This window comes from Leisingera sp. F5 (genome assembly GCF_001593695.1).
In genome coordinates this window covers 228,606-245,197 of sequence record NZ_LUKH01000002.1, presented here as the reverse complement: position 1 = coordinate 245,197, position 16,592 = coordinate 228,606, and the positions used below count along the sequence as shown (strand labels likewise).

General features: G+C 62.2%; 21 protein-coding genes. 8 read left to right on the top strand and 13 right to left on the bottom strand.

Annotation, left to right across the window (positions count from 1 at the left end):
• Position 1: 1 nt before the first annotated feature.
• On the bottom strand, positions 2-526 hold the full coding sequence (locus A2I95_RS02540; RefSeq protein WP_291727481.1) for a transposase: 525 nt from the start codon (positions 524-526) through the stop codon (positions 2-4).
• 405 nt (positions 527-931) lie between these two features.
• On the opposite strand from A2I95_RS02540, the gene A2I95_RS02535 reads away from it, so the two are divergent.
• From A2I95_RS02535 to A2I95_RS02525, 3 genes are all read left to right on the top strand, one after another.
• Positions 932-1,474 carry a YaeQ family protein gene (locus tag A2I95_RS02535; RefSeq protein ID WP_291727463.1) on the top strand — a complete coding sequence of 181 codons (543 nt, stop codon included), beginning with the start codon at positions 932-934 and terminating at the stop codon, positions 1,472-1,474.
• A gap of 179 nt (positions 1,475-1,653) precedes the next feature.
• A complete protein-coding gene (locus A2I95_RS02530; protein ID WP_291727461.1) occupies positions 1,654-2,013 on the top strand; it encodes a peptide chain release factor-like protein in 360 nt (119 codons plus the stop codon).
• Positions 2,014-2,282: 269 nt separating this feature from the next.
• A complete protein-coding gene (locus A2I95_RS02525) occupies positions 2,283-3,842 on the top strand; it encodes a DUF6880 family protein (protein ID WP_291727459.1) in 1,560 nt (519 codons plus the stop codon).
• A 19-nt stretch (positions 3,843-3,861) separates the two neighbouring features.
• On the opposite strand, the gene A2I95_RS02520 is transcribed toward A2I95_RS02525, so the two are convergent.
• From A2I95_RS02520 to A2I95_RS02500, 5 genes are all read right to left on the bottom strand, one after another.
• A complete protein-coding gene (locus A2I95_RS02520; protein ID WP_291727457.1) occupies positions 3,862-4,329 on the bottom strand; it encodes an SDR family oxidoreductase in 468 nt (155 codons plus the stop codon).
• Between the two features lie 2 nt (positions 4,330-4,331).
• Positions 4,332-4,754 carry a hypothetical protein gene (locus A2I95_RS02515; RefSeq protein WP_291727455.1) on the bottom strand — a complete coding sequence of 141 codons (423 nt, stop codon included), beginning with the start codon at positions 4,752-4,754 and terminating at the stop codon, positions 4,332-4,334.
• 91 nt (positions 4,755-4,845) lie between these two features.
• A complete protein-coding gene (locus A2I95_RS02510) occupies positions 4,846-5,841 on the bottom strand; it encodes an ornithine cyclodeaminase family protein (RefSeq protein WP_291727453.1) in 996 nt (331 codons plus the stop codon).
• Entirely contained in the window at positions 5,838-6,704 is an 867-nt protein-coding gene (locus A2I95_RS02505; RefSeq protein WP_291727451.1) for a PhzF family phenazine biosynthesis protein, read from the bottom strand. Before A2I95_RS02505 ends, A2I95_RS02510 begins: the two co-directional genes overlap by 4 nt.
• 100 nt (positions 6,705-6,804) lie before the next feature.
• A complete protein-coding gene (locus A2I95_RS02500) occupies positions 6,805-7,743 on the bottom strand; it encodes a LysR family transcriptional regulator (RefSeq protein ID WP_291727449.1) in 939 nt (312 codons plus the stop codon).
• An 83-nt stretch (positions 7,744-7,826) separates the two neighbouring features.
• Here A2I95_RS02500 and A2I95_RS02495 point away from each other — a divergent pair, with 83 nt between their 5' ends.
• The 4 genes from A2I95_RS02495 to A2I95_RS02480 all read left to right on the top strand — a co-directional run bounded on the left by A2I95_RS02495 (position 7,827) and on the right by A2I95_RS02480 (position 10,557).
• Entirely contained in the window at positions 7,827-8,867 is a 1,041-nt protein-coding gene (locus tag A2I95_RS02495) for a PhzF family phenazine biosynthesis protein (protein WP_291727447.1), read from the top strand.
• Complete coding sequence (locus A2I95_RS02490) at positions 8,860-9,468, top strand: glutathione S-transferase family protein (RefSeq protein WP_291727445.1); 609 nt, start codon at positions 8,860-8,862, stop codon at positions 9,466-9,468. The genes A2I95_RS02495 and A2I95_RS02490 overlap by 8 nt, the downstream gene beginning before the upstream one ends.
• Before the next feature lie 20 nt (positions 9,469-9,488).
• On the top strand, positions 9,489-10,082 hold the full coding sequence (locus A2I95_RS02485) for a hypothetical protein (protein ID WP_291727443.1): 594 nt from the start codon (positions 9,489-9,491) through the stop codon (positions 10,080-10,082).
• Positions 10,083-10,167: 85 nt separating this feature from the next.
• Positions 10,168-10,557, top strand: a complete 390-nt coding sequence (locus A2I95_RS02480; RefSeq protein ID WP_291727441.1) for a nuclear transport factor 2 family protein — start codon at positions 10,168-10,170, stop codon at positions 10,555-10,557.
• A 154-nt stretch (positions 10,558-10,711) separates the two neighbouring features.
• On the opposite strand, the gene A2I95_RS02475 is transcribed toward A2I95_RS02480, so the two are convergent.
• From A2I95_RS02475 to A2I95_RS02445, 7 genes are all read right to left on the bottom strand, one after another.
• On the bottom strand, positions 10,712-11,386 hold the full coding sequence (locus A2I95_RS02475) for an ankyrin repeat domain-containing protein (protein ID WP_291727439.1): 675 nt from the start codon (positions 11,384-11,386) through the stop codon (positions 10,712-10,714).
• Positions 11,387-11,450: 64 nt separating this feature from the next.
• Positions 11,451-11,933, bottom strand: coding sequence for a heme-binding protein (locus A2I95_RS02470; protein WP_291727437.1), 483 nt, complete (start codon positions 11,931-11,933; stop codon positions 11,451-11,453).
• An 89-nt stretch (positions 11,934-12,022) separates the two neighbouring features.
• The gene (locus A2I95_RS02465) at positions 12,023-12,631 is read right to left on the bottom strand and encodes a response regulator (RefSeq protein ID WP_291727435.1); all 609 of its coding nucleotides are present in this window, start codon (positions 12,629-12,631) and stop codon (positions 12,023-12,025) included.
• Positions 12,628-14,109 (bottom strand): ATP-binding protein, encoded by a 1,482-nt coding sequence (locus tag A2I95_RS02460; RefSeq protein ID WP_291727433.1) that lies wholly within the window; start codon positions 14,107-14,109, stop codon positions 12,628-12,630. Before A2I95_RS02460 ends, A2I95_RS02465 begins: the two co-directional genes overlap by 4 nt.
• A 344-nt stretch (positions 14,110-14,453) precedes the next feature.
• Positions 14,454-15,092 carry a transmembrane anchor protein gene (locus A2I95_RS02455; RefSeq protein ID WP_291727431.1) on the bottom strand — a complete coding sequence of 213 codons (639 nt, stop codon included), beginning with the start codon at positions 15,090-15,092 and terminating at the stop codon, positions 14,454-14,456.
• 19 nt (positions 15,093-15,111) lie between these two features.
• The gene (locus A2I95_RS02450) at positions 15,112-15,834 is read right to left on the bottom strand and encodes a HupE/UreJ family protein (RefSeq protein WP_291727429.1); all 723 of its coding nucleotides are present in this window, start codon (positions 15,832-15,834) and stop codon (positions 15,112-15,114) included.
• A 59-nt stretch (positions 15,835-15,893) separates the two neighbouring features.
• Positions 15,894-16,265 carry a hypothetical protein gene (locus tag A2I95_RS02445; protein WP_291727427.1) on the bottom strand — a complete coding sequence of 124 codons (372 nt, stop codon included), beginning with the start codon at positions 16,263-16,265 and terminating at the stop codon, positions 15,894-15,896.
• Positions 16,266-16,330: 65 nt separating this feature from the next.
• Between A2I95_RS02445 and A2I95_RS02440 the strand changes: the two genes are divergently transcribed.
• Positions 16,331-16,591, top strand: a complete 261-nt coding sequence (locus tag A2I95_RS02440; RefSeq protein ID WP_291727425.1) for a metal-sensing transcriptional repressor — start codon at positions 16,331-16,333, stop codon at positions 16,589-16,591.
• Position 16,592: the final 1 nt, after the last annotated feature.

Genomic DNA, 16,592 nt, shown 5'->3' with positions numbered 1-16,592 from the left:
CTTACACTCGGAGCCAGTCCAGACCGCGATAAAGTGGAAAGAGCGCCCGTGTCGGAGCAATTCTACAGATCAGCTTCCAATGTTTCCAAACACTTAAAGAGGAGGTGTATAATGACCATCCGTTCGCTATCGGCCGGATTGTCCGCTCGCACCACTGCCCGGCAGGCGATTGCGCAGCAATCTGCCGGGAGGGGAAATTGGAGTCCAGTGCCACGCGGCCGTCGTCGAGGAACCCCGTCAGACCTGCCCAGTATTCGGAGATGCAGTTCAGGGTCTCGCCGATGGGGGATTTGGCGGAGACGCAGGTGCGGTTTTCCTTGAGCCAGTTCTCCATTTGACCGATCAGCGGTTTTGAGCGCTCCTGGCGCGCCGCTTTTCGATCCTCCGGGCATTGGCCCCGGATGTCCTTTTCGATGCGGTAGAGAGCCTGGAACTGGATCAGGCCATCGTCAGCAATCGGAGCGGCTTTGCTGGATTTGGCGGCCTCGAAGAGTTTGCGCCGGGCGTGTGCCCGGCAGCAGGCCAGCCGGATCGTGTTCCCCTGATGCTTGAGCAGGCGGTTATAACCCGCGTATCTACAGAAAGACTGGCAACCTGCGGGCCGTTCAACTCCTGCTCGGACATACCAAGATGGACAGCACCGTCCGCTATCTCGGCGTCGAGCTGGAAGATGCCCTCACGATCTCCGAAAGCGTGGAAATTTGAAGAATATGGGCCGCTTGCAAAGGCGGCCCACAGCCGCCGCTGCCCGGTTCGCTAGACGCTGCGTCGCAGCTTCCCCAGACCAGCCATTCGTGCTCAGTTCAACACTGTGATGGCTTTAAGGTCGGCGGTGGGTCGAAAACGTCGCGGATGATGCCAGTTGCTTTCCGCTTTCACAAAGCCACGCTGCGCTCTAAAGATCCCTATCATCGCTAGTCCGGGAAAAGTCATGGCGCAAAAAGCCACCATTTATAAAGTTGAGCTTTCCGTTTCCGATATGGATCGTCACTATTATGAGACCCACAAGCTGACCGTTGCCAAACATCCGTCGGAGACGGATGAACGGATGATGGTGCGTCTTCTCGCTTTTGCACTGAATGCCCATGAACAATTGGAGCTTACTAAGGGCCTTTCAACTGATGATGAGCCAGACATTTGGCAGAAAAGCCTGAGTGGCGAGCTTGAATTGTGGGTGGCGTTAGGACTTCCAAGCGAGAAGATTGTTCGTCAATCTTGTGGCAAAGCCAAAGAGGTGATTGTCTATAGTTATGGCAGGACGGCTGAGGTGTGGTGGGAAAAAATCAAAAACAGCACCACCCGGTTTGACAACCTGCAAGTTGTCAATTTTTCAGAGGCGAATACCCGTGACTTGGGAAACCTTGCAAGTCGCTCGATGAAGCTGCAGGTCAATATTCAGGATAGCGATGTAATGGTCAGTGTTGATGATAGCATCGTTTACGTGACCCAGGCCAAATGGAAAGATGCGGTGTAGGCACGGCGGATTGGGCATCTGCTTTACCTCTGGATGATGCCCTCTTCTACGGCCCCGCCTCAGCGGTGGTGATCCTGAGCGGCACTCAGGCTACCGAATTGGCGTGCGCCGTTGAAGGTACCGTGCTTTGGCGGTGTCAGAGCGAGCTGTGCCCCAGGCACAAACGGAAGAACTGGTTTGTGCAGATCTTCCGCCTGCCTGCGGCCACTGACGCAGTGGGGATTGATCCGGCCTCCGTTGAAATGCAGGCCATTCGCGCAGGAGGCCCCGGCGGCCAGCACCAAAACAAGACCTCGAGCGCAATCAGGGCGCGCTGGACCAGCGGCAATGGGCAAGTCTACGCCGTCATCGTGCGCGACACCCGCTCGCAGCACCAGAACCGCCGTCTGGCGATGGAACGGCTTGCCGCGCTAGCTGATGCCGAAAAGGCGGAAGCCGACGCTACCCGTCAAGACGAGACCTGGGCGCTCCACGGTCAACTCCAACGCGGCGAACCCCGTTGGATCTTCGAAGGGAGGCAATTCAAAGAGGTGAAATGACAAGAGGGGTAGCGTTTCGTTGCCCCTCCACCTACTGAATGCACTGTATTCGGCCCATTCCTGCCGTTCGCTTACCTTCGGTGATGTTGCAGCGCAGCCTCACAAGACCGGCCATTCGCGGCATGTGCGAGGTCGTCAACCATTTGAAGGTCAGTCACGCGGGACATTGGTTCATGTTGGAACGCTTGGTCGATCAAACACCCGATACTTGCACTCACGATCTGACCAAGGCACTTATCGGGGCAAAAGTTCAAAGTTGAGACCTGCCCATGGCCCGCAAACCTGTCCTGTCCACAGACAAGCTGAAAGACCTCGGTGCCGACAAGCTCGCGCAGCTGGTTCTGGAAGAAGCAGAGCGCAATGCGGGGTTCCGGCGGCAGGTCAAAGCAGCGCTGGCCGGGAAGTCCGGCCCCGAAGCCACTGCCAAGCTGATCGACCGGCGGCTGTCCGGGCTGGCGCGAGCAAAGAGCTTCATCGAATGGGACAAGGCCCGCGCCTTTGCCGAGGACCTGCGCAGCCTGACCGATACGATCACGGCTGAGCTTGGCCCTGCCGCCCCGGCTTTGGCCATAGACCGGCTGCTGCGCTTCATCGCCACCCATGAACAGGTGTTCGAACGCGTCGACGATTCCTCGGGCCGCGTTCAGGACGTCTATTATCAGGCGATCCATGCGACCGGCGATCTGGCGCATAGCCTGGCTGCGACCGAAGCGGATCTGCTGCCCGAGAAGATTATGACCGCCCTTGGCGAAAGCACGCATGACTATCTCGCTGACGTGACCGAGGCAGTGGCGGCGCATCTGCCGCAAGACAGCTTGGCGCGATGGGACGGCGATCTGAAAGACGCCATCGCCGAGCGGCAAGCCGAGGACGCGGCGCGCAAATCGGATGGCTGGTTCTACTCCATGACCTCGCAATGGGCTGCGATGCGTCAGATCCTTGCCTCGGCGCGGGGGGATCTCAATCTGCTCATCGCGCTGGAGCTCAAGAAGAAGCCGCATATGCAGGATACGCTGGGGATCGCTGCACAGCTTCTGGAGATCGGTCGCAGCGCCGAGGCGCAGGAGTGGGTGCGCAAGCCCGGGCGGCGTACCTTCGGCGAAGCTGATGATGACCTGTCGCCAGAACGGGTCAGCCTGGAGGCGCGCATCTTGGACGCCACCGGCGACAGGTCGGCCGCACAGGCCCTGCGTTGGCGCTGTTTCGAGGCGCGCCTGTCCGCCGACATTCTTCGGGAACACCGCAAACAGCTGCCGGACTTCGAGGATATCGAGGCCGAAGACCGCGCCCATGCCTTCGCGCTGGAAAAGACAGAACCCGAAGTGGCACTGCAATTCTACCTGGGCTGGCCACGACTTGATTTGGCGGCAAAACTGATCACGACGCACCCACACCGCTGGGATGGAGGTGACTGGCACATCCTGCCTAAAGTTGCGGGCCTTCTGGAACACGATCATCCGCTGGCGGCGACGATCCTCTACCGTGCCCTTCTGGAAAACATCCTCGACCGCGCACGCTCCAAGGCCTATGGGCACGGCGCAAAATACCTCGGGAAACTCGGCCTGCTGGCGGGCGAAGCGGACCCAATCCGCCCAAGCGGAATGGTCGACCATGCAACCTATCTTGCCAAGCTCAAAACAGCACATCCCGCAAATCAGGATTCTGGGCACGTGTCGGAGACGGTGAACCGAAAGCACCACAAGCAAGTGGGGCCCGTCGCCCTGTGTGGATCAAAGTTGATGGGTAACGGCCCATACGGGCATCGGCGGTTGCGTGGCGAACGCTTGTGCAACCTCGTACAGCACCTATCTCGGCCGTCGGCATGGTGATTTGAGGGGGAAACTGATCCTAACAATGAACGACCGCTTTCACAGATCGCAGGAGTTGCACTCGCGGTTGCAGCGAATTCACACTATCCGCCCATTTTGTTGAAAAACTCCGAATTCGGCGCAAACTGCTGAAATTTTTCGCAGCACAGGGCGGGTTGCCGTATTCGGCGACCCAGAAGTTCCGTTCGATCTCCAGCGGATCCAGCTCGCGGAACCGGCCAAAACTGTGCGACACCGCATTATGCACCAGTACCCGGGGCACACCCATTTCCGCCTCGATTCTGGTCAGGCAGGTTTCGAAGGCCTGCAGATCGGAGATGTCGCAGGCATAAGCCTGCGCGCCGGGGTGCTGGTCTGCCAGCGCCTGCAGTCGGTCCGCGTTGCGGGCGATCATGGCTACCTTGTAGCCTTGCGAGATGAACTTGCGCACCGTGGCGCTGCCGGTGGCGTCGCCGACACCGGTAATGATGCAGAGAGGCCCGGCCATGGTCAGGCCCACTGCTTCTTGCGGATTTCGGTATAGGGTGCGCCGTATTTTCCGTTCTCCTCACCGGCGGTGTTGACGGTCATGATCGCGGGGTCGTACTCGTAGGTCCGGATCCACTGGCGGTCGCCCTTTTCCATCAGCATGTGAGAATGGGTCGAGCGCGCACGGCGCGTGTATTCCACCTCCACCATCCGGCAGGCCTGGCCGCCAAAGCCATAAGAATATTCATCGGCGCCGGGCTGCACAAAACGGGCATGATACAGCTTCCAGTACTGGCCATCGTGTTTGTAGATGGCGAAGGTCATCTCGTGGGTGTCGTACTGCCAGTGCCAGATGCTGTCCTGGTAGATCTTTTCCCAATCTGCCAGCAGGCTGCCGTCCCGGAACGAATGGCCTTCGATTTTCCAGCCCAGAGTGTCGGTCATTTTCGTGTCTCCTTAAATTTTCACATCGATCATTATGAAAAGGCGGAAGCAGGTCCCGCTCGCCTCGGCGGGTTCCTTAAGGCCGCCGCCTTTATCCGGTCTTTTGAGCGGGTGCGGAGTTCGTCCGGGGTGTTTCCCAGTTGAATAAGGTTGAAACCGCAGCAAGGTCCTGCACCCCCAACCCGGTCAGGCTGCAAACGATGACTTGGCGTTCGCTGTTGCGCAGCCGGTCATTGTTGGCCCAGGCAGCGCCCAATTCCTGCATCCCAAGTTCTGCCTCCGTCAGGCCAGAAGACAGGGCGCGGGCTGCGTTGCCATAGGCGCGAGCCTGTCCGAGACTGTCGGTAAAGACCTTGTCGGCCCGGGCGAGCAGGCCCGGGGGCAGTTCGCATTTGGCTTCGTCATCGGCCCCGACGCTAATCACGGTCTGTCCGGGTTCAACATCTTCAGCCTGGAACAAAGGCTCTACGGCGGCGGTGGCGGATACCACCAGTCGGGCTCCGCGCATCGCTTCGGACGGGCTGCCCGCAGGGGAGACCCGGCTTGCCGGAAGCCCGGCCTGCAGGGCAGCCGCCAGCGAATTGGCCGCTTCAGGCCGACGGGCCCAGATGCGGAGGCTGCGGATATCCCGCAATTGCGCCAGCGCGTGGATCTGATGGCGCGCCTGCGTGCCAGCGCCCAGCAACGCCGCGTCCACTGGTCCGGCAGACAGGCAACTGTGCGCGGCCAAAGCGCCGGCGGCACCGGTCCGGTAGTCTGAAATCAGATGTCCGTCGTGAAGCAGTGCAAGCGGCTGGCAGGTCTTGGAGTCGCAGGCCAGGATCAGCCCGCTATGGCCGCTGCCGGTGTCTGCTTTCAGGCTCTCCGACCAGCCCGCGAGCTTGACGGTGAAAATGGGGGTGCCAGGCAGAGCCGCGCTTTTGACATGCACATCGGCGCCCGGCGCAGGGAACAGCACCTGAGCCGCCGACGCTGCCTTTCCTGCGCTGTAGGCGATCATCGCCTGGCGCACTGGCGATAGCAGGGCCGCGTGGGACAGCCGGGCGGAGATTTCTTCGCGGGTGATATGGCGCAGGGCAGGTGTCATGGCAGCACCTCGAACCGGCCGGTGCCCAGGATTGAAACCTGACCGCCGACTTGGATGGCTTTGATCCCATCCGGGCCGCTCTCCACCTGCACCGAAATCCGGCTGGGCCGGCCTGCATATTGCCCTTGCTTCAGGTCCAGCCCGCCTGCCGCGTTCAGCAGCCCGTGCTTATGGGCATAAGCGCCAATGACGCCTGCGGCGCTGCCGGTTGCGATGTCCTCAATCCGTCCGTCGTTGGACCAATGGCGCCCTTCGCTCCGGTGGACGTCGTACAGGTAAGCAAACTGAGCGCCTGCATCCGCCAGCCGCTGCTCGAGGTCCGGTACACGGATAGCCGCCCTGTCCAAACCCTGCCGGACAGGCACCACCAGATAGCGAAGCCCGGTTGAGATGACTTCCAGCGGCAGACCCGGGGCAAGATCCTCAATCGCCAGCGAGAAACAGCTGGCAAGCTGCCGGGCGGCGGGGCCGTTCAGCTCTGCCAAATACAGGGGCTTCCCCTGATCCATCCAAACGTCAAACCCAGCTGGGCGGCGGGCAGAACGCAGAGTCACCCGGCGGTCTCCCAAGGCAAAGGCAGTCTTTGCCGTTAAGGCGGGCTGCTCAAGGTCATGCAGCACGGCCGCAGCGCCCAGCAGCGGGTGGCCGGCAAACGGCAGCTCCTCTTCCAGGTCGAAAACACGCAATGGCCGGCTTCCGTCCGCGAGTGCCTGCCCGGTTAGGAAGGCGGATTCAAAGTGCTTGAGCTCCCGGGTCAGCTGCAGCATCTGCCGGCCGTCCAGTGTTCGCGCATCGGGGAAAACCGCCAGGCTGTTGCCGGAGAACGGGCCATCTGAGAAGACATCGCAAAGGACAAAGTGCATGCCGCACCCCCAAAGACTTGAGCATCTGCCTGCTGGCTAGCTCAGAAACGGGGGGCGGGGCGAGCCATATGTACATGAGCTGGTCTCATGATTTCTGAGATCAGCCCGTGCGGAACAACTCCGATTGCTGTGCGCGGATTGTTGAAATCTCTTCATGAACCCACTGGCGCAACGCCTGATACCCATCGGTGGCGGCATTGGCGGGGGTGGTGACCAGCCAGTAGCGGGCGCGGGATTTCACCTGCTTGCCAACAACTTCCAGGAATCCAGCCTCAAGATCATTTTCCACCAGCAGGCTGCGCCCGAGCGCAATGCCCATGCCGCCAATGGCAGCCTGGATGGCAAGATCGGCACGGGCAAAGGCGTTGATGGAGCGTTCGAACTCTATATCCCAGCCGCGGCCGGCAAAATACTCCTGCCAACTAAACCCGGTGCCGTCGCTTTCGCCGAAGCGATCCACCAAGAGCCGGGCGCCGGGCTGGCGGCAATAGTCCTGCAGCGGCACCGGCCCCAGGTAACCGGGCCGGCTGACGGGCAGCAGAACCGCCTGCAGCAGAGGCTCGGAATGCAGCCCGGGATAAGGGCCAAGCCCATAGCGGATTGCGGCTTTGGCCTCGCCTGCGTGCAGATCGACCAGCCGGTCATCCACGTCGACCAGAAGATCCAGCCCGCTGTCCTGCGCGCGCTGCAGGGCGGGCACAACCCATTTCATCGCCACCGAGGAAGAAACCGACAGGCGCAGGCTGCGGCTGGTTTTGAGGTCATGCAGACGGGTGAGAGCCGCGCGCCAGGCGCTGCCGCTGTGCTGCGCGGCGTCACACAGGATACGGCCGGCTTCGGTCGGCATGATCCTGCGGGTTGTGCGGTCAAACAGCGGCACCCCGAGCGCTTTCTCCAACGCCTTGATCCTGTGGCTGACTGCCGATTGCTCGATGCCGAGGCGCTCCGCGGCGCGGGTAAAGTTCTGCTCCTCGGCAATCGCCTCTAGCAAGGGCGAGCTCTGAATCAGCTTGGGCAGAAGGGTGTCTGTTTTTTTCATGAATCTGGATCATAGTTATATCAATGTATTCCTGGCAAGGGATGGATCATGCTGACGGCAATTCATGAAAAGGAACCGAAAGCATGACCCGCACTGAAGCCACAGTCACCGCCCGTATCGTCAACGGTTTCGTCACCCTCAAAGATCATGGCGACCCTGAGCTTCTGGAGGCCGGGCGCGACGGGTTGAGCGACGAAGACCTGGAGCGGCTTGGCACCGGCGCGGCCGGCCAACCGCAGGCGATCGGCGGCAATCCGGCCGGTGTTGTGCTGGATGCCGACGGCCTCAACGACGCGCAAATGCTTGAGATCGCGCAGAAGGTCGGCCTGTCCGAAACCGCCTTTGTGTCCCGCTCTGAAACCGAGGGGTTCAAGCTGGATTTCTTTACTCCAGCGCGGCGCATCGCCCATTGCGGCCATGCAACCATCGCTACCTTCAGCTATCTTGCCGAGCTCGGACGGGTGAGTGAGGGGGAGACCTCGAAAGAGACCGTGGACGGCCCGCGCAAGATTATCATCCGGGATGGCGCCGCCTATATGGAGCAGCTGGCACCGCGGTACGAAGACCCGTCTGAGTGGGCGGACCGGGGCGTTCAGGAACAGGATGTGCTGAACGCACTGGGGCTGACGCCGGAGGATCTGGATCCGCGTTTCTCCCCCAAGCTGGCCAATACCGGCAACAGTTTTGTGCTGGTTGCAGTCAAAGGCGGTGCCGCGCTCAAGGCGGTGAAACCCGGCTTTGCGCAGCTCGAGGCCATCAGCGAAGCCTTGGATCTGATCGGCTTTTACGTGTTCACGACGGATCCCGGTGCTACCTCTGCTGACGCCACCACCCGCATGTTTGCGCCGCGTTACGGCATCAGCGAAGAGTCGGCCACCGGCATGGCAGCGGGCCCGTTGGCCTGCGCGCTCTATGACCACCTGGGTGCGAGCAAGCCAAGGCTGCTGATTGAGCAGGGCCACTTCATGGAGCCCGCTTCCCCAAGCGAAATCACCGTTGAGCTGGATCTCAGCGCCGGCCGGATTACCGGCCTGATGGCCGGCGGGTTCGGTGCGGTGATGAAGGAGCTGCAGATCAGTCTCGACCGCAGCCCGGCACCGGTCGCAGGAGGGGGGAATGATTGATCTTTACGGATGGACCACCGGTAACACTTACCGGGTGCTGGTTGCGCTGGAAGAAACCGGGCTGCCCTACAAAACCACGCCTGTAAACCTGCGCGAGCGGGACCAGGACAGGCCGGGGTTCCTGGCGCTCAACCCGATGGGCCAGGTGCCGCTGATCATCGACAACGAAGCCCCTTTCGGCCGCAAGATCACCCTGAGCCAATCCATGGCGATCCTGCTTTATTTGGCCGAAAAGTCCGGCCAGCTGCTACCTGCCGCCCGGGCGGAGCGCGCCCACGCGCTTGAAACTCTGAGCCTAGTGATGACCGACCTGGTGGCACCCGTCAATTTCGGGCTCAGCTTGGAGCGCGAAGAGGGCAGCAGCGCTGGCCTGGCCTTTGGCGAGGCGCGGGCAATGCGCGCGCTCGCGGGCATCGAGCAGCGACTCGGCGCATGCAGCTTTCTAAGCGGCGGCCGTTTCGGTGCAGCTGACTGTGCCGCTTTTCCCATGATCCACCTGCTGGGCACCGGCCGCCTGAAGGACTTGCCGGCCACCCTGCGCTGGTACCGCGAGGCGCAGGACCGCGCATCGGTGCAGCGCGCGCTTGCAGCCATTTTCTGACCTGATGAAAGGAGATCAACATGTGTGGCAACCATCAGAACTTCGACGCTTATGCCTTTTCCAAGCAGCCCGGCTTTGACGAAGCAGCGGTGCGCAAGGAATTCGCCAAGGCGGTGCCGCTGAAAACCGTGGTCGTCTATTGCTATGACCCGCGCATCGCCCAAGTGCCGCGGCTGGTCGCCGAAGAGTTCGGTCAGACACACCCCGGAGAGATCGTCACCGACGGCAATGGCAGCAAGATCGCTTCGACCACAAATGTCTTCGAGATTTGTGTGGCAGGAGGCCGGGCTTATGACGCCCTGCGGTCCGTCACAGTGGCGCAGCACCTGTTCGGGATCGAGAACATCGTCATCGTTCACCACACCCATTGCGGCGCTACCTCGTTCACCAAAGAGGGGATAATTGACGCCTACAGACAGGAGCACGATGCCGATATTGAACCGTTGTACCCCGCGGAGAGCATTTGCATCAGCGACTACACAGCCTCCCTTGAGCATGATGTCCAATTGATGCGGGACTCCGCCGGAACCCCCAAACACGCCAATATCTACGGCTATATGTACGACATCGACGAGGAAAAGCTGATCAAGGTCACGCAATCCCTGGCCGCTTGACTATTCGGGCCGGCGGCAGAGCCGTCGGCCCGCTGCAGCGCGTTAAGGATATTGCGTCAGCCACTTGAAGAAATTTGAGGCCGGCATGAGAGAACAGGACGTTGAAGACTGGCTGAAGGCCTATGGCAGGGCCTGGATAGAAGGCGACCCAGACAAGGCGGCCGCCCTGTTCACGGTAGCGGCAGAATACCATGAGACCCCTTTCAGCGAACCGCTGACGGGCCGGGATCAGATCAGGCAGTATTGGCAAGAAGGTGCGGCAGATGCGCAGGAAGACATCAGGTTTTCAGCGCAGATCTGGTCTATTGCAGGGAATACTGCAGTTGCAGGTTGGCAAGCCGCATTCAAGCGCAAAGCCTCTGGGAGGCTTGTAGAACTGAACGGGATGTTCAGGCTAGTTTTTTCCAGTTCCCGGCATGGCGTGACCTGTAACCGCCTAGCGGAGTGGTGGCACCGAAGGGAGAGCCAGAGCTGATTGGCAGCGCTCTGGATTTTCAGGCCACGCTACCTGCCAATGTCCGAAATCGCATGCTGCGCTGCAGAGCCGCCCACCCCCACTCAATGTCTGCAAAGGGCCGTATTTTGTCAGCCTCTGGAGAATTCGGGCCAATTCCCTTGGCACGAGCGAGTTAGTCCTCTCGGCGAAGCCGTTCAGACATTTCAGTGAACCCCCGTGCCTCCGCGTGCTGAAGTGCTGTGACGCCATCGCGGTCGGCCAGCGAGCGGTCAGCCCCAGCGGTGAGCAAGGCGTCAAGTACCGCCTGGTGATCCGGGCCACCGTCGCCCAGCACCACGGCTTCCATGACGGCCGTCCAGTGCAGGTTGTTGATGTGATCGAGCGGCGCGCCCGCATCGATTAAACGCCGCACCACCTCGGCATGGCCAAGATGCGCCGCGGCGATCAGCGCGGTGCCGAGATAGGGGCTCGTCACGAGACCCGGATCGTTGCCCAGCTCGATGGCGAGCGACATCAGGTCGGGATCGTCCGCCACAGCGGCGATCGTAACGACGTCGTAGGCCTGGTGTTCGAAGGCGTTCATGTCGGCACCGGCCTCGGCCAGAGCGCGCAGCGCTTCGTCCTCGGAGGCGAAAGCCGCCACATGGGCCGGTGTCCGGCCCCTGGAGTCTCGGGCATCGATGTCGGCGCCCTCCACGACCAGCCGTTCGATCTCAGCGATATCGCCCTCATGCGCAGCGAGGAAGAGCCCGTCATAGGTCGCGACTTCGCGCGCAGAAGGGGCGGTTTGCGCCCAAACCGGCGCGGCAAGTCCGACAAAAAGGACAATCAGGGGAAGTTGGCGCATGGGTCTACCTTTCGTGACGTTTTCGCGTGGGGTCCGTGCGCGTGTCGCACGGACCATCATTGACTTACTCGGCACCGATCACGTCCAGCCCGGCGCGTGCGCAGGCCTCGTCCAGGTGGCCGCCGGGCGCACCGCCAACACCGATACCGCCGACGAGCGCGCCGCCGATCCGGATCGGCAGACCACCACCTTGGATGACCATGCGCGCATCCATGTAGCGCAAGCCGCCATGCTGCGGGTTCTCGCCGATAAACTGGGCCAGCCCGGCGGTATCGCGTCCCATCGAGGCCGAGGTGAAGGCCTTGCCCTGAGCGCTGCCAACAGTGTGCGGGCCAGAATTGTCGGCCTTCAGATGCACCTTGGTCGCACCGTCACGGGAGACGATTGCAACACTGACGTTGTAGCCATCAGCCGCGCAGGCGGCGAGAGCGGCGCTTGCAGCTTCGGTCGCCATCGTAAGCGGCATATAGCGGCTGGTTGGAAGATCCTGGGCCGCAGCGGCCACGGGGGCGGCTAGTGCGGCGAGAAGTACGGTTGTTCTGAGCATGTCGGTTCTCCTTTGTGGGTAACAGGGAGACACCTACGCCATCGCGGGATTCCGCCCCATTCGTAGGCCGGACCGACACCTCCGCAGAACTACGGAGCGCTCTCGGCCTCGATCCAGAGACGCGTCATCTCGGCCGGCGAAGTCGTGCCGAGCTTGGCTCCGATCGCCGCGCGATGGCTTTCCACCGTCCGGGGCGAAACATCAAGCGCTCCGGCGATTTCCCGGGTCGCGAAGCCGCGCGCCACGAGCGACAGCACTTCCCGTTCGCGCGGCGTCAGCCCTGCAAGGAGCGCCATGGCTTCGCTGCGCTCGGCGTCGGCTTCGGCGGCGCGACCGAGCACTGCCTGCCCCTTCTGGATGGCGTCGATGAGATCCTGTTCGTCCACCGGTTTCGACAGAAAGTCGATGGCGCCATTGCGGAAAGCCTTTCGGCAGGCCTCTATATCGCCGTGCCCCGAAATCACGACGGTCGGCCAGGCCACACCGCTCGCTGTCAGGTGTTCCTGCAGCTTCAACCCCGAGATCGCCGGCATCCGGATGTCGAGGATCAGGCAGCCCGGATCGAGCTTCGGGAGAGCCAACAGGAAGTCTTCGGGACCGGCAAAGGCCCTGACATTGATCCCCACCGTCCAGAGAAGCAGCGAGAGTGCATCCCGGACCGCCGTATCGTCGTCGACGAGATAGACCGGCGCGGTCATTCCGCGATCTCCCGGACGGCGCGTGCCAGCGGCAGGCTGATCCTGAACCGGGCGCCCTCGCGGGCTTCGACCAATGTCAGATCGCCGCCAGCCCTCTCAACCAAGCGATGGCTGAGCGCGAGGCCGAGGCCCGTTCCGCTCTCCCGTGTCGTGACGAAGGGCGTGAACAGCCGGTCCCGCACATCCGCCCGAATGCCGGGTCCTGTGTCGCTCACGTCGATCACCGCCTTCTCGCCGTGGAGTGACGCGTCAACGGCAACCTCCCGTGCCCCCGGACTCTCGGCGACCGCGTCGAGCGCGTTTCGCATCAAGTTGAACAGCACCTGCTCTAGTTCCACGCGATCGCCCTCCACCGTCAGAGGCGTCTGTGGCATTGTCAGGATGAGGCAGGCTCCAAGCTCTTGGGCTTGTCCCGCGAGGAGGGTTTCGGCCACGCGGATGGAGTCTCTGAGATCGATCGGTTCCGCATTGCGCTCCCGCAGCCGCGTCCACGTCCGCAGGCGCTCCAGGATCGCGGAGGCGCGCCGCGTCTGTCTGACAACCTCCTTGAGGATTCCCGCGACGCGGTCCGTGTCGCCCCGTGCGGCCAGGTGCCGGGCCGCCTGCGCCTGCGCCAGGATCGCCGTCAGAGGCTGAGTCAGTTCATGCGCCATGCCACTTGCCATCTCGCCGAGCGCGTTCACCCGGGACGCATGGCTGAGACGGGTCTCAAGACCACTCAATTCGGCCCGCGCTTCCGCGGCGCGGACCTTGGCGCGTTGTCGACCGATCACGCGCAGCGCCATGGCACCCAATGCAATCACGGCAAGGACGAGAGCCACCCGGCCCCGAGGCAGGATGTCCGAGACCGTCATGCGGATCGCAGTCTTCAGCTCAAGCGGCTGCGTGCCACTCGAAAGGGCGCGGGTAAACTGCGACGCGCGGGAGTCTCCGGTGGCACCGATCAGCGTCGTGCCGTCGGGAAGCGCCAGCCAGCGCGTTGCCTCGGCCCGCATCCAATAGTCGGTGTCTCCATCGAGCAGCGCCGAGGCGTCGATCATAAGTGCGAGCCCGTAGCGCGCCGCCTCGGAATTCGGGCTTCGTTTGACGATCAGATAAGACGGGCGGTCGGAGGGATAGCGCACCAGGACCGGGGCACCGGTTGAGCGGTCGGCGGCCGCGCGGACGAGCTCCCGGAGATCGGCCTCGCGGACCCCGATCTCCAGAGCGCCGTCCTCCCCGTCGAGCGGCACGAGGGAGATGCCGATGATCCGGGGATAGAATCGCATGATCGCGCCCGCGACCTCGCGAAAGAGGTCCGGACGCTGTTCCGCTCCTGCCACCGCGACGGCCGACAGGGCCGTCAGATGCGCATCGTGCTGGTCGACGCGTTGCGAGGCGACCGCGTGAAGACGTTCGCTCTCCGTCGTCAGGTCGGCCAGCCGCGCGCTGCGCTCGAAACCGGCGAGGAGCCCCAGCGTCAGAACGCAAACGAGCACCCAGGCGCGCGCCCGGACAAGGGATCGGCGCAGGATGTCTCGTGCTGATCGCGTTCTATCTGACACGTGTTCGGTTCCGTTGCGGGCGATACCATTTCAAGCATCGTGACGTCGAGACAAGCATAACCTCCTGTCAGGGTTTTGAAATCCGTAGGACTACAGAGGCTGGTCGGTGTGCGACAACAGACTCCGAACTTTACACCCGCGGCGATTGTCCGGAATGCGGGCTGCACATGCAGAATCGGAAGGCCACGCTCAAGGTCGGCTTTGGGCCGTCCACGTTCTCGAGACGAGGGGCGGAGAACTGCCGTTCGCCGCGTAGCGTGCGAACGGCAACATCGGCTTCAGCTTGCGTCCTTGAACTCCGCGTATTCGCCGCGGACCTGAACTGTCACTGTAACGTTCGAGCTGTCGCGGTTGCGCCAGAACCAGCCGTGTTCGCCGTTGAATTCGGCGACGATCTCGCCCTCCGCGCCGGTAGAACCGCGGCCCTTTTCATAGGTGGCCGAATTGCCGCCGCCGTGACCGTGCAGGTCAAAGTTGACCTTACCGCCCTCGACGACCATCCGGTATTGCGCGGTCTGGCCCTTCTCCATCACCAGCTTCCATTCAGCGGATTCGCCGGGCTCCAGCGTGAAGCTGGTCTCGTCGCGCCATGCCTCGGCGGTTTCGGAGGTGGCTTCCTGCGCATAGGCGGCTCCGACGAAGAGACCAAGCACACCGTTCAGCAGGCTGGACTGTTCTTCGGCGGCCTGGTCCATCAGCCGGTCGGCCTCTGCCTCGTCCGCGAGCTGGGTCTTGATCTCGCCCATTTCCTTAAGGCCGATAACGCGGCCTATGCCGGTCGGGTCGATATCGTATTCGGCGGGCAGCACCACGGTAACGAGGATCGCAACGGCCGAGACGCCGGCGATCACAGTGGAGCGGACAAGCTGCTTCGAGCTGGGAAGCTGGTCGAGGCTGGGTTTCTCTGCGTTGAACATGAGAGGTTCTCCTATTGGATCAGGCGGCCACGAAGAGGCCGGTGAGCTGGTAGCCCGTGAGAATGAAGCCAAGCGTCATCATTATGACGTTGGCGGTGTAGGCCTGGGCGAAGAAGCGCGGGGAGCGCCGCCAGAACCCCATGACGATGAGAATCACGGCGAGCGCCATCAGCTGGCCCAGTTCGACACCGACGTTGAAGGCCAGGAGGTTTGCCAACAGCCCGTCGGAGGCGATGTCGTAGTCGAGGATCTTGGTGGCCAGGCCGGTGCCGTGGAAGAAGCCGAAGATCAGCGTCGCCAGCTTGGTATTGGGCTGGAACCCGAACCAGCGCTGGTAGGCACCGAGGTTGTCCAGCGCCTTGTAGACCACCGAAAGGCCGATGATGGCATCGATGACATAGGCGTTGATACCCCAGCCGAACCAGACGCCGAGCAGCATCGTGGTCGAATGCCCGACGGCGAAGAGACTGACGTAAATGCCGACGTCGCGCATCTTGTAGAGGAAGAAGACGACGCCGAGCAGGAACAGGATGTGGTCGTAGCCAGTCACCATGTGCTTGGCGCCAAGATACATGAACGGGATGATGTTTACCCCCCAGATCTCCTGGATATAGCCGGCGTCACCGGCGGTGACATTGTGGGCTGCGGCCTGCGTTGCGCCGAGCGCAAGCAGGATAAGAGTTGTCAGGAACACCGGCCTGCGCAATGCGGCGCGGCGCGTGTCCCGAAAGACTGCGGTCATGTTGGTCTCCGAAAATGATGTGTGGTCTGTGTGCGGCAGCCGCTTCGGGCGGCACCGGATCACACGCGCGGAGGCCGCTCGTGGCGATAGACCGGGCCCGGACGCCAGGACGGCCCGGCGGGAGAGCCCGCCGCTTCGGGGACGTCCCAAACTGCGGCGAAGGAGCCACGGGCAAGCAACGCCGGGCTGTGGTCATGATCGGCAACATCGTGGCTGTGGCCGTGCAGAGCCCAGGCGAGGTCTTCCTCGAACCCGTGGCTATGGCCATGGGTTTCGACCATCTCCGCATGGTCCTGGATGGTGGCCAGTACATCCGGGATGTGGGACGTGACTGGTTGGGATGACCAGAACACAAGGCACAGGCAAAGGAGCGCGGCCAGGCCCCGCCGCATCCATTCCGCCCATTTTCCAGCAATCCGTGCCTGCACCATGTCCCTGCTCGTGGCCCTCTAAACGCCATCTTGCTTTATCCTCCCTGGGAGGATAGCTCATTCTTATGATAGAACCACACCGGCATGCAAGCCACCCCAAGCTCTCCGCACGGCTGAAACGCGCCGAAGGGCATTTGCGCTCGGTCATTGGCATGATTGATGACGGGCGCCCCTGTCTCGAAATCGCACAGCAGCTTCAGGCGGTGGAAAAAGCCATCCGCAACGCCAAACAGGTGCTGATCCATGACCACATGGACCACTGCCTCGATGGGGAGAACTCCGAAACCGACCGGGCCGAACTCAAGGCCATCTCACGTTACCTTTGAG

What these genes read in the sequence shown, in the direction of transcription:
- A2I95_RS02535 (WP_291727463.1), top strand. Translation starts at nt 932, where the DNA reads ATGGCGCAAAAAGCCACCATTTATAAAGTTGAGCTTTCCGTTTCCGAT.
- A2I95_RS02525 (WP_291727459.1), top strand. Translation starts at nt 2,283, where the DNA reads ATGGCCCGCAAACCTGTCCTGTCCACAGACAAGCTGAAAGACCTCGGT.
- A2I95_RS02520 (WP_291727457.1), bottom strand. Translation starts at nt 4,329, where the DNA reads ATGGCCGGGCCTCTCTGCATCATTACCGGTGTCGGCGACGCCACCGGC.
- A2I95_RS02515 (WP_291727455.1), bottom strand. Translation starts at nt 4,754, where the DNA reads ATGACCGACACTCTGGGCTGGAAAATCGAAGGCCATTCGTTCCGGGAC.
- A2I95_RS02510 (WP_291727453.1), bottom strand. Translation starts at nt 5,841, where the DNA reads ATGACACCTGCCCTGCGCCATATCACCCGCGAAGAAATCTCCGCCCGG.
- A2I95_RS02505 (WP_291727451.1), bottom strand. Translation starts at nt 6,704, where the DNA reads ATGCACTTTGTCCTTTGCGATGTCTTCTCAGATGGCCCGTTCTCCGGC.
- A2I95_RS02500 (WP_291727449.1), bottom strand. Translation starts at nt 7,743, where the DNA reads ATGAAAAAAACAGACACCCTTCTGCCCAAGCTGATTCAGAGCTCGCCC.
- A2I95_RS02495 (WP_291727447.1), top strand. Translation starts at nt 7,827, where the DNA reads ATGACCCGCACTGAAGCCACAGTCACCGCCCGTATCGTCAACGGTTTC.
- A2I95_RS02490 (WP_291727445.1), top strand. Translation starts at nt 8,860, where the DNA reads ATGATTGATCTTTACGGATGGACCACCGGTAACACTTACCGGGTGCTG.
- A2I95_RS02485 (WP_291727443.1), top strand. Translation starts at nt 9,489, where the DNA reads ATGTGTGGCAACCATCAGAACTTCGACGCTTATGCCTTTTCCAAGCAG.
- A2I95_RS02480 (WP_291727441.1), top strand. Translation starts at nt 10,168, where the DNA reads ATGAGAGAACAGGACGTTGAAGACTGGCTGAAGGCCTATGGCAGGGCC.
- A2I95_RS02475 (WP_291727439.1), bottom strand. Translation starts at nt 11,386, where the DNA reads ATGCGCCAACTTCCCCTGATTGTCCTTTTTGTCGGACTTGCCGCGCCG.
- A2I95_RS02470 (WP_291727437.1), bottom strand. Translation starts at nt 11,933, where the DNA reads ATGCTCAGAACAACCGTACTTCTCGCCGCACTAGCCGCCCCCGTGGCC.
- A2I95_RS02465 (WP_291727435.1), bottom strand. Translation starts at nt 12,631, where the DNA reads ATGACCGCGCCGGTCTATCTCGTCGACGACGATACGGCGGTCCGGGAT.
- A2I95_RS02455 (WP_291727431.1), bottom strand. Translation starts at nt 15,092, where the DNA reads ATGTTCAACGCAGAGAAACCCAGCCTCGACCAGCTTCCCAGCTCGAAG.
- A2I95_RS02450 (WP_291727429.1), bottom strand. Translation starts at nt 15,834, where the DNA reads ATGACCGCAGTCTTTCGGGACACGCGCCGCGCCGCATTGCGCAGGCCG.
- A2I95_RS02445 (WP_291727427.1), bottom strand. Translation starts at nt 16,265, where the DNA reads ATGGTGCAGGCACGGATTGCTGGAAAATGGGCGGAATGGATGCGGCGG.
- A2I95_RS02440 (WP_291727425.1), top strand. Translation starts at nt 16,331, where the DNA reads ATGATAGAACCACACCGGCATGCAAGCCACCCCAAGCTCTCCGCACGG.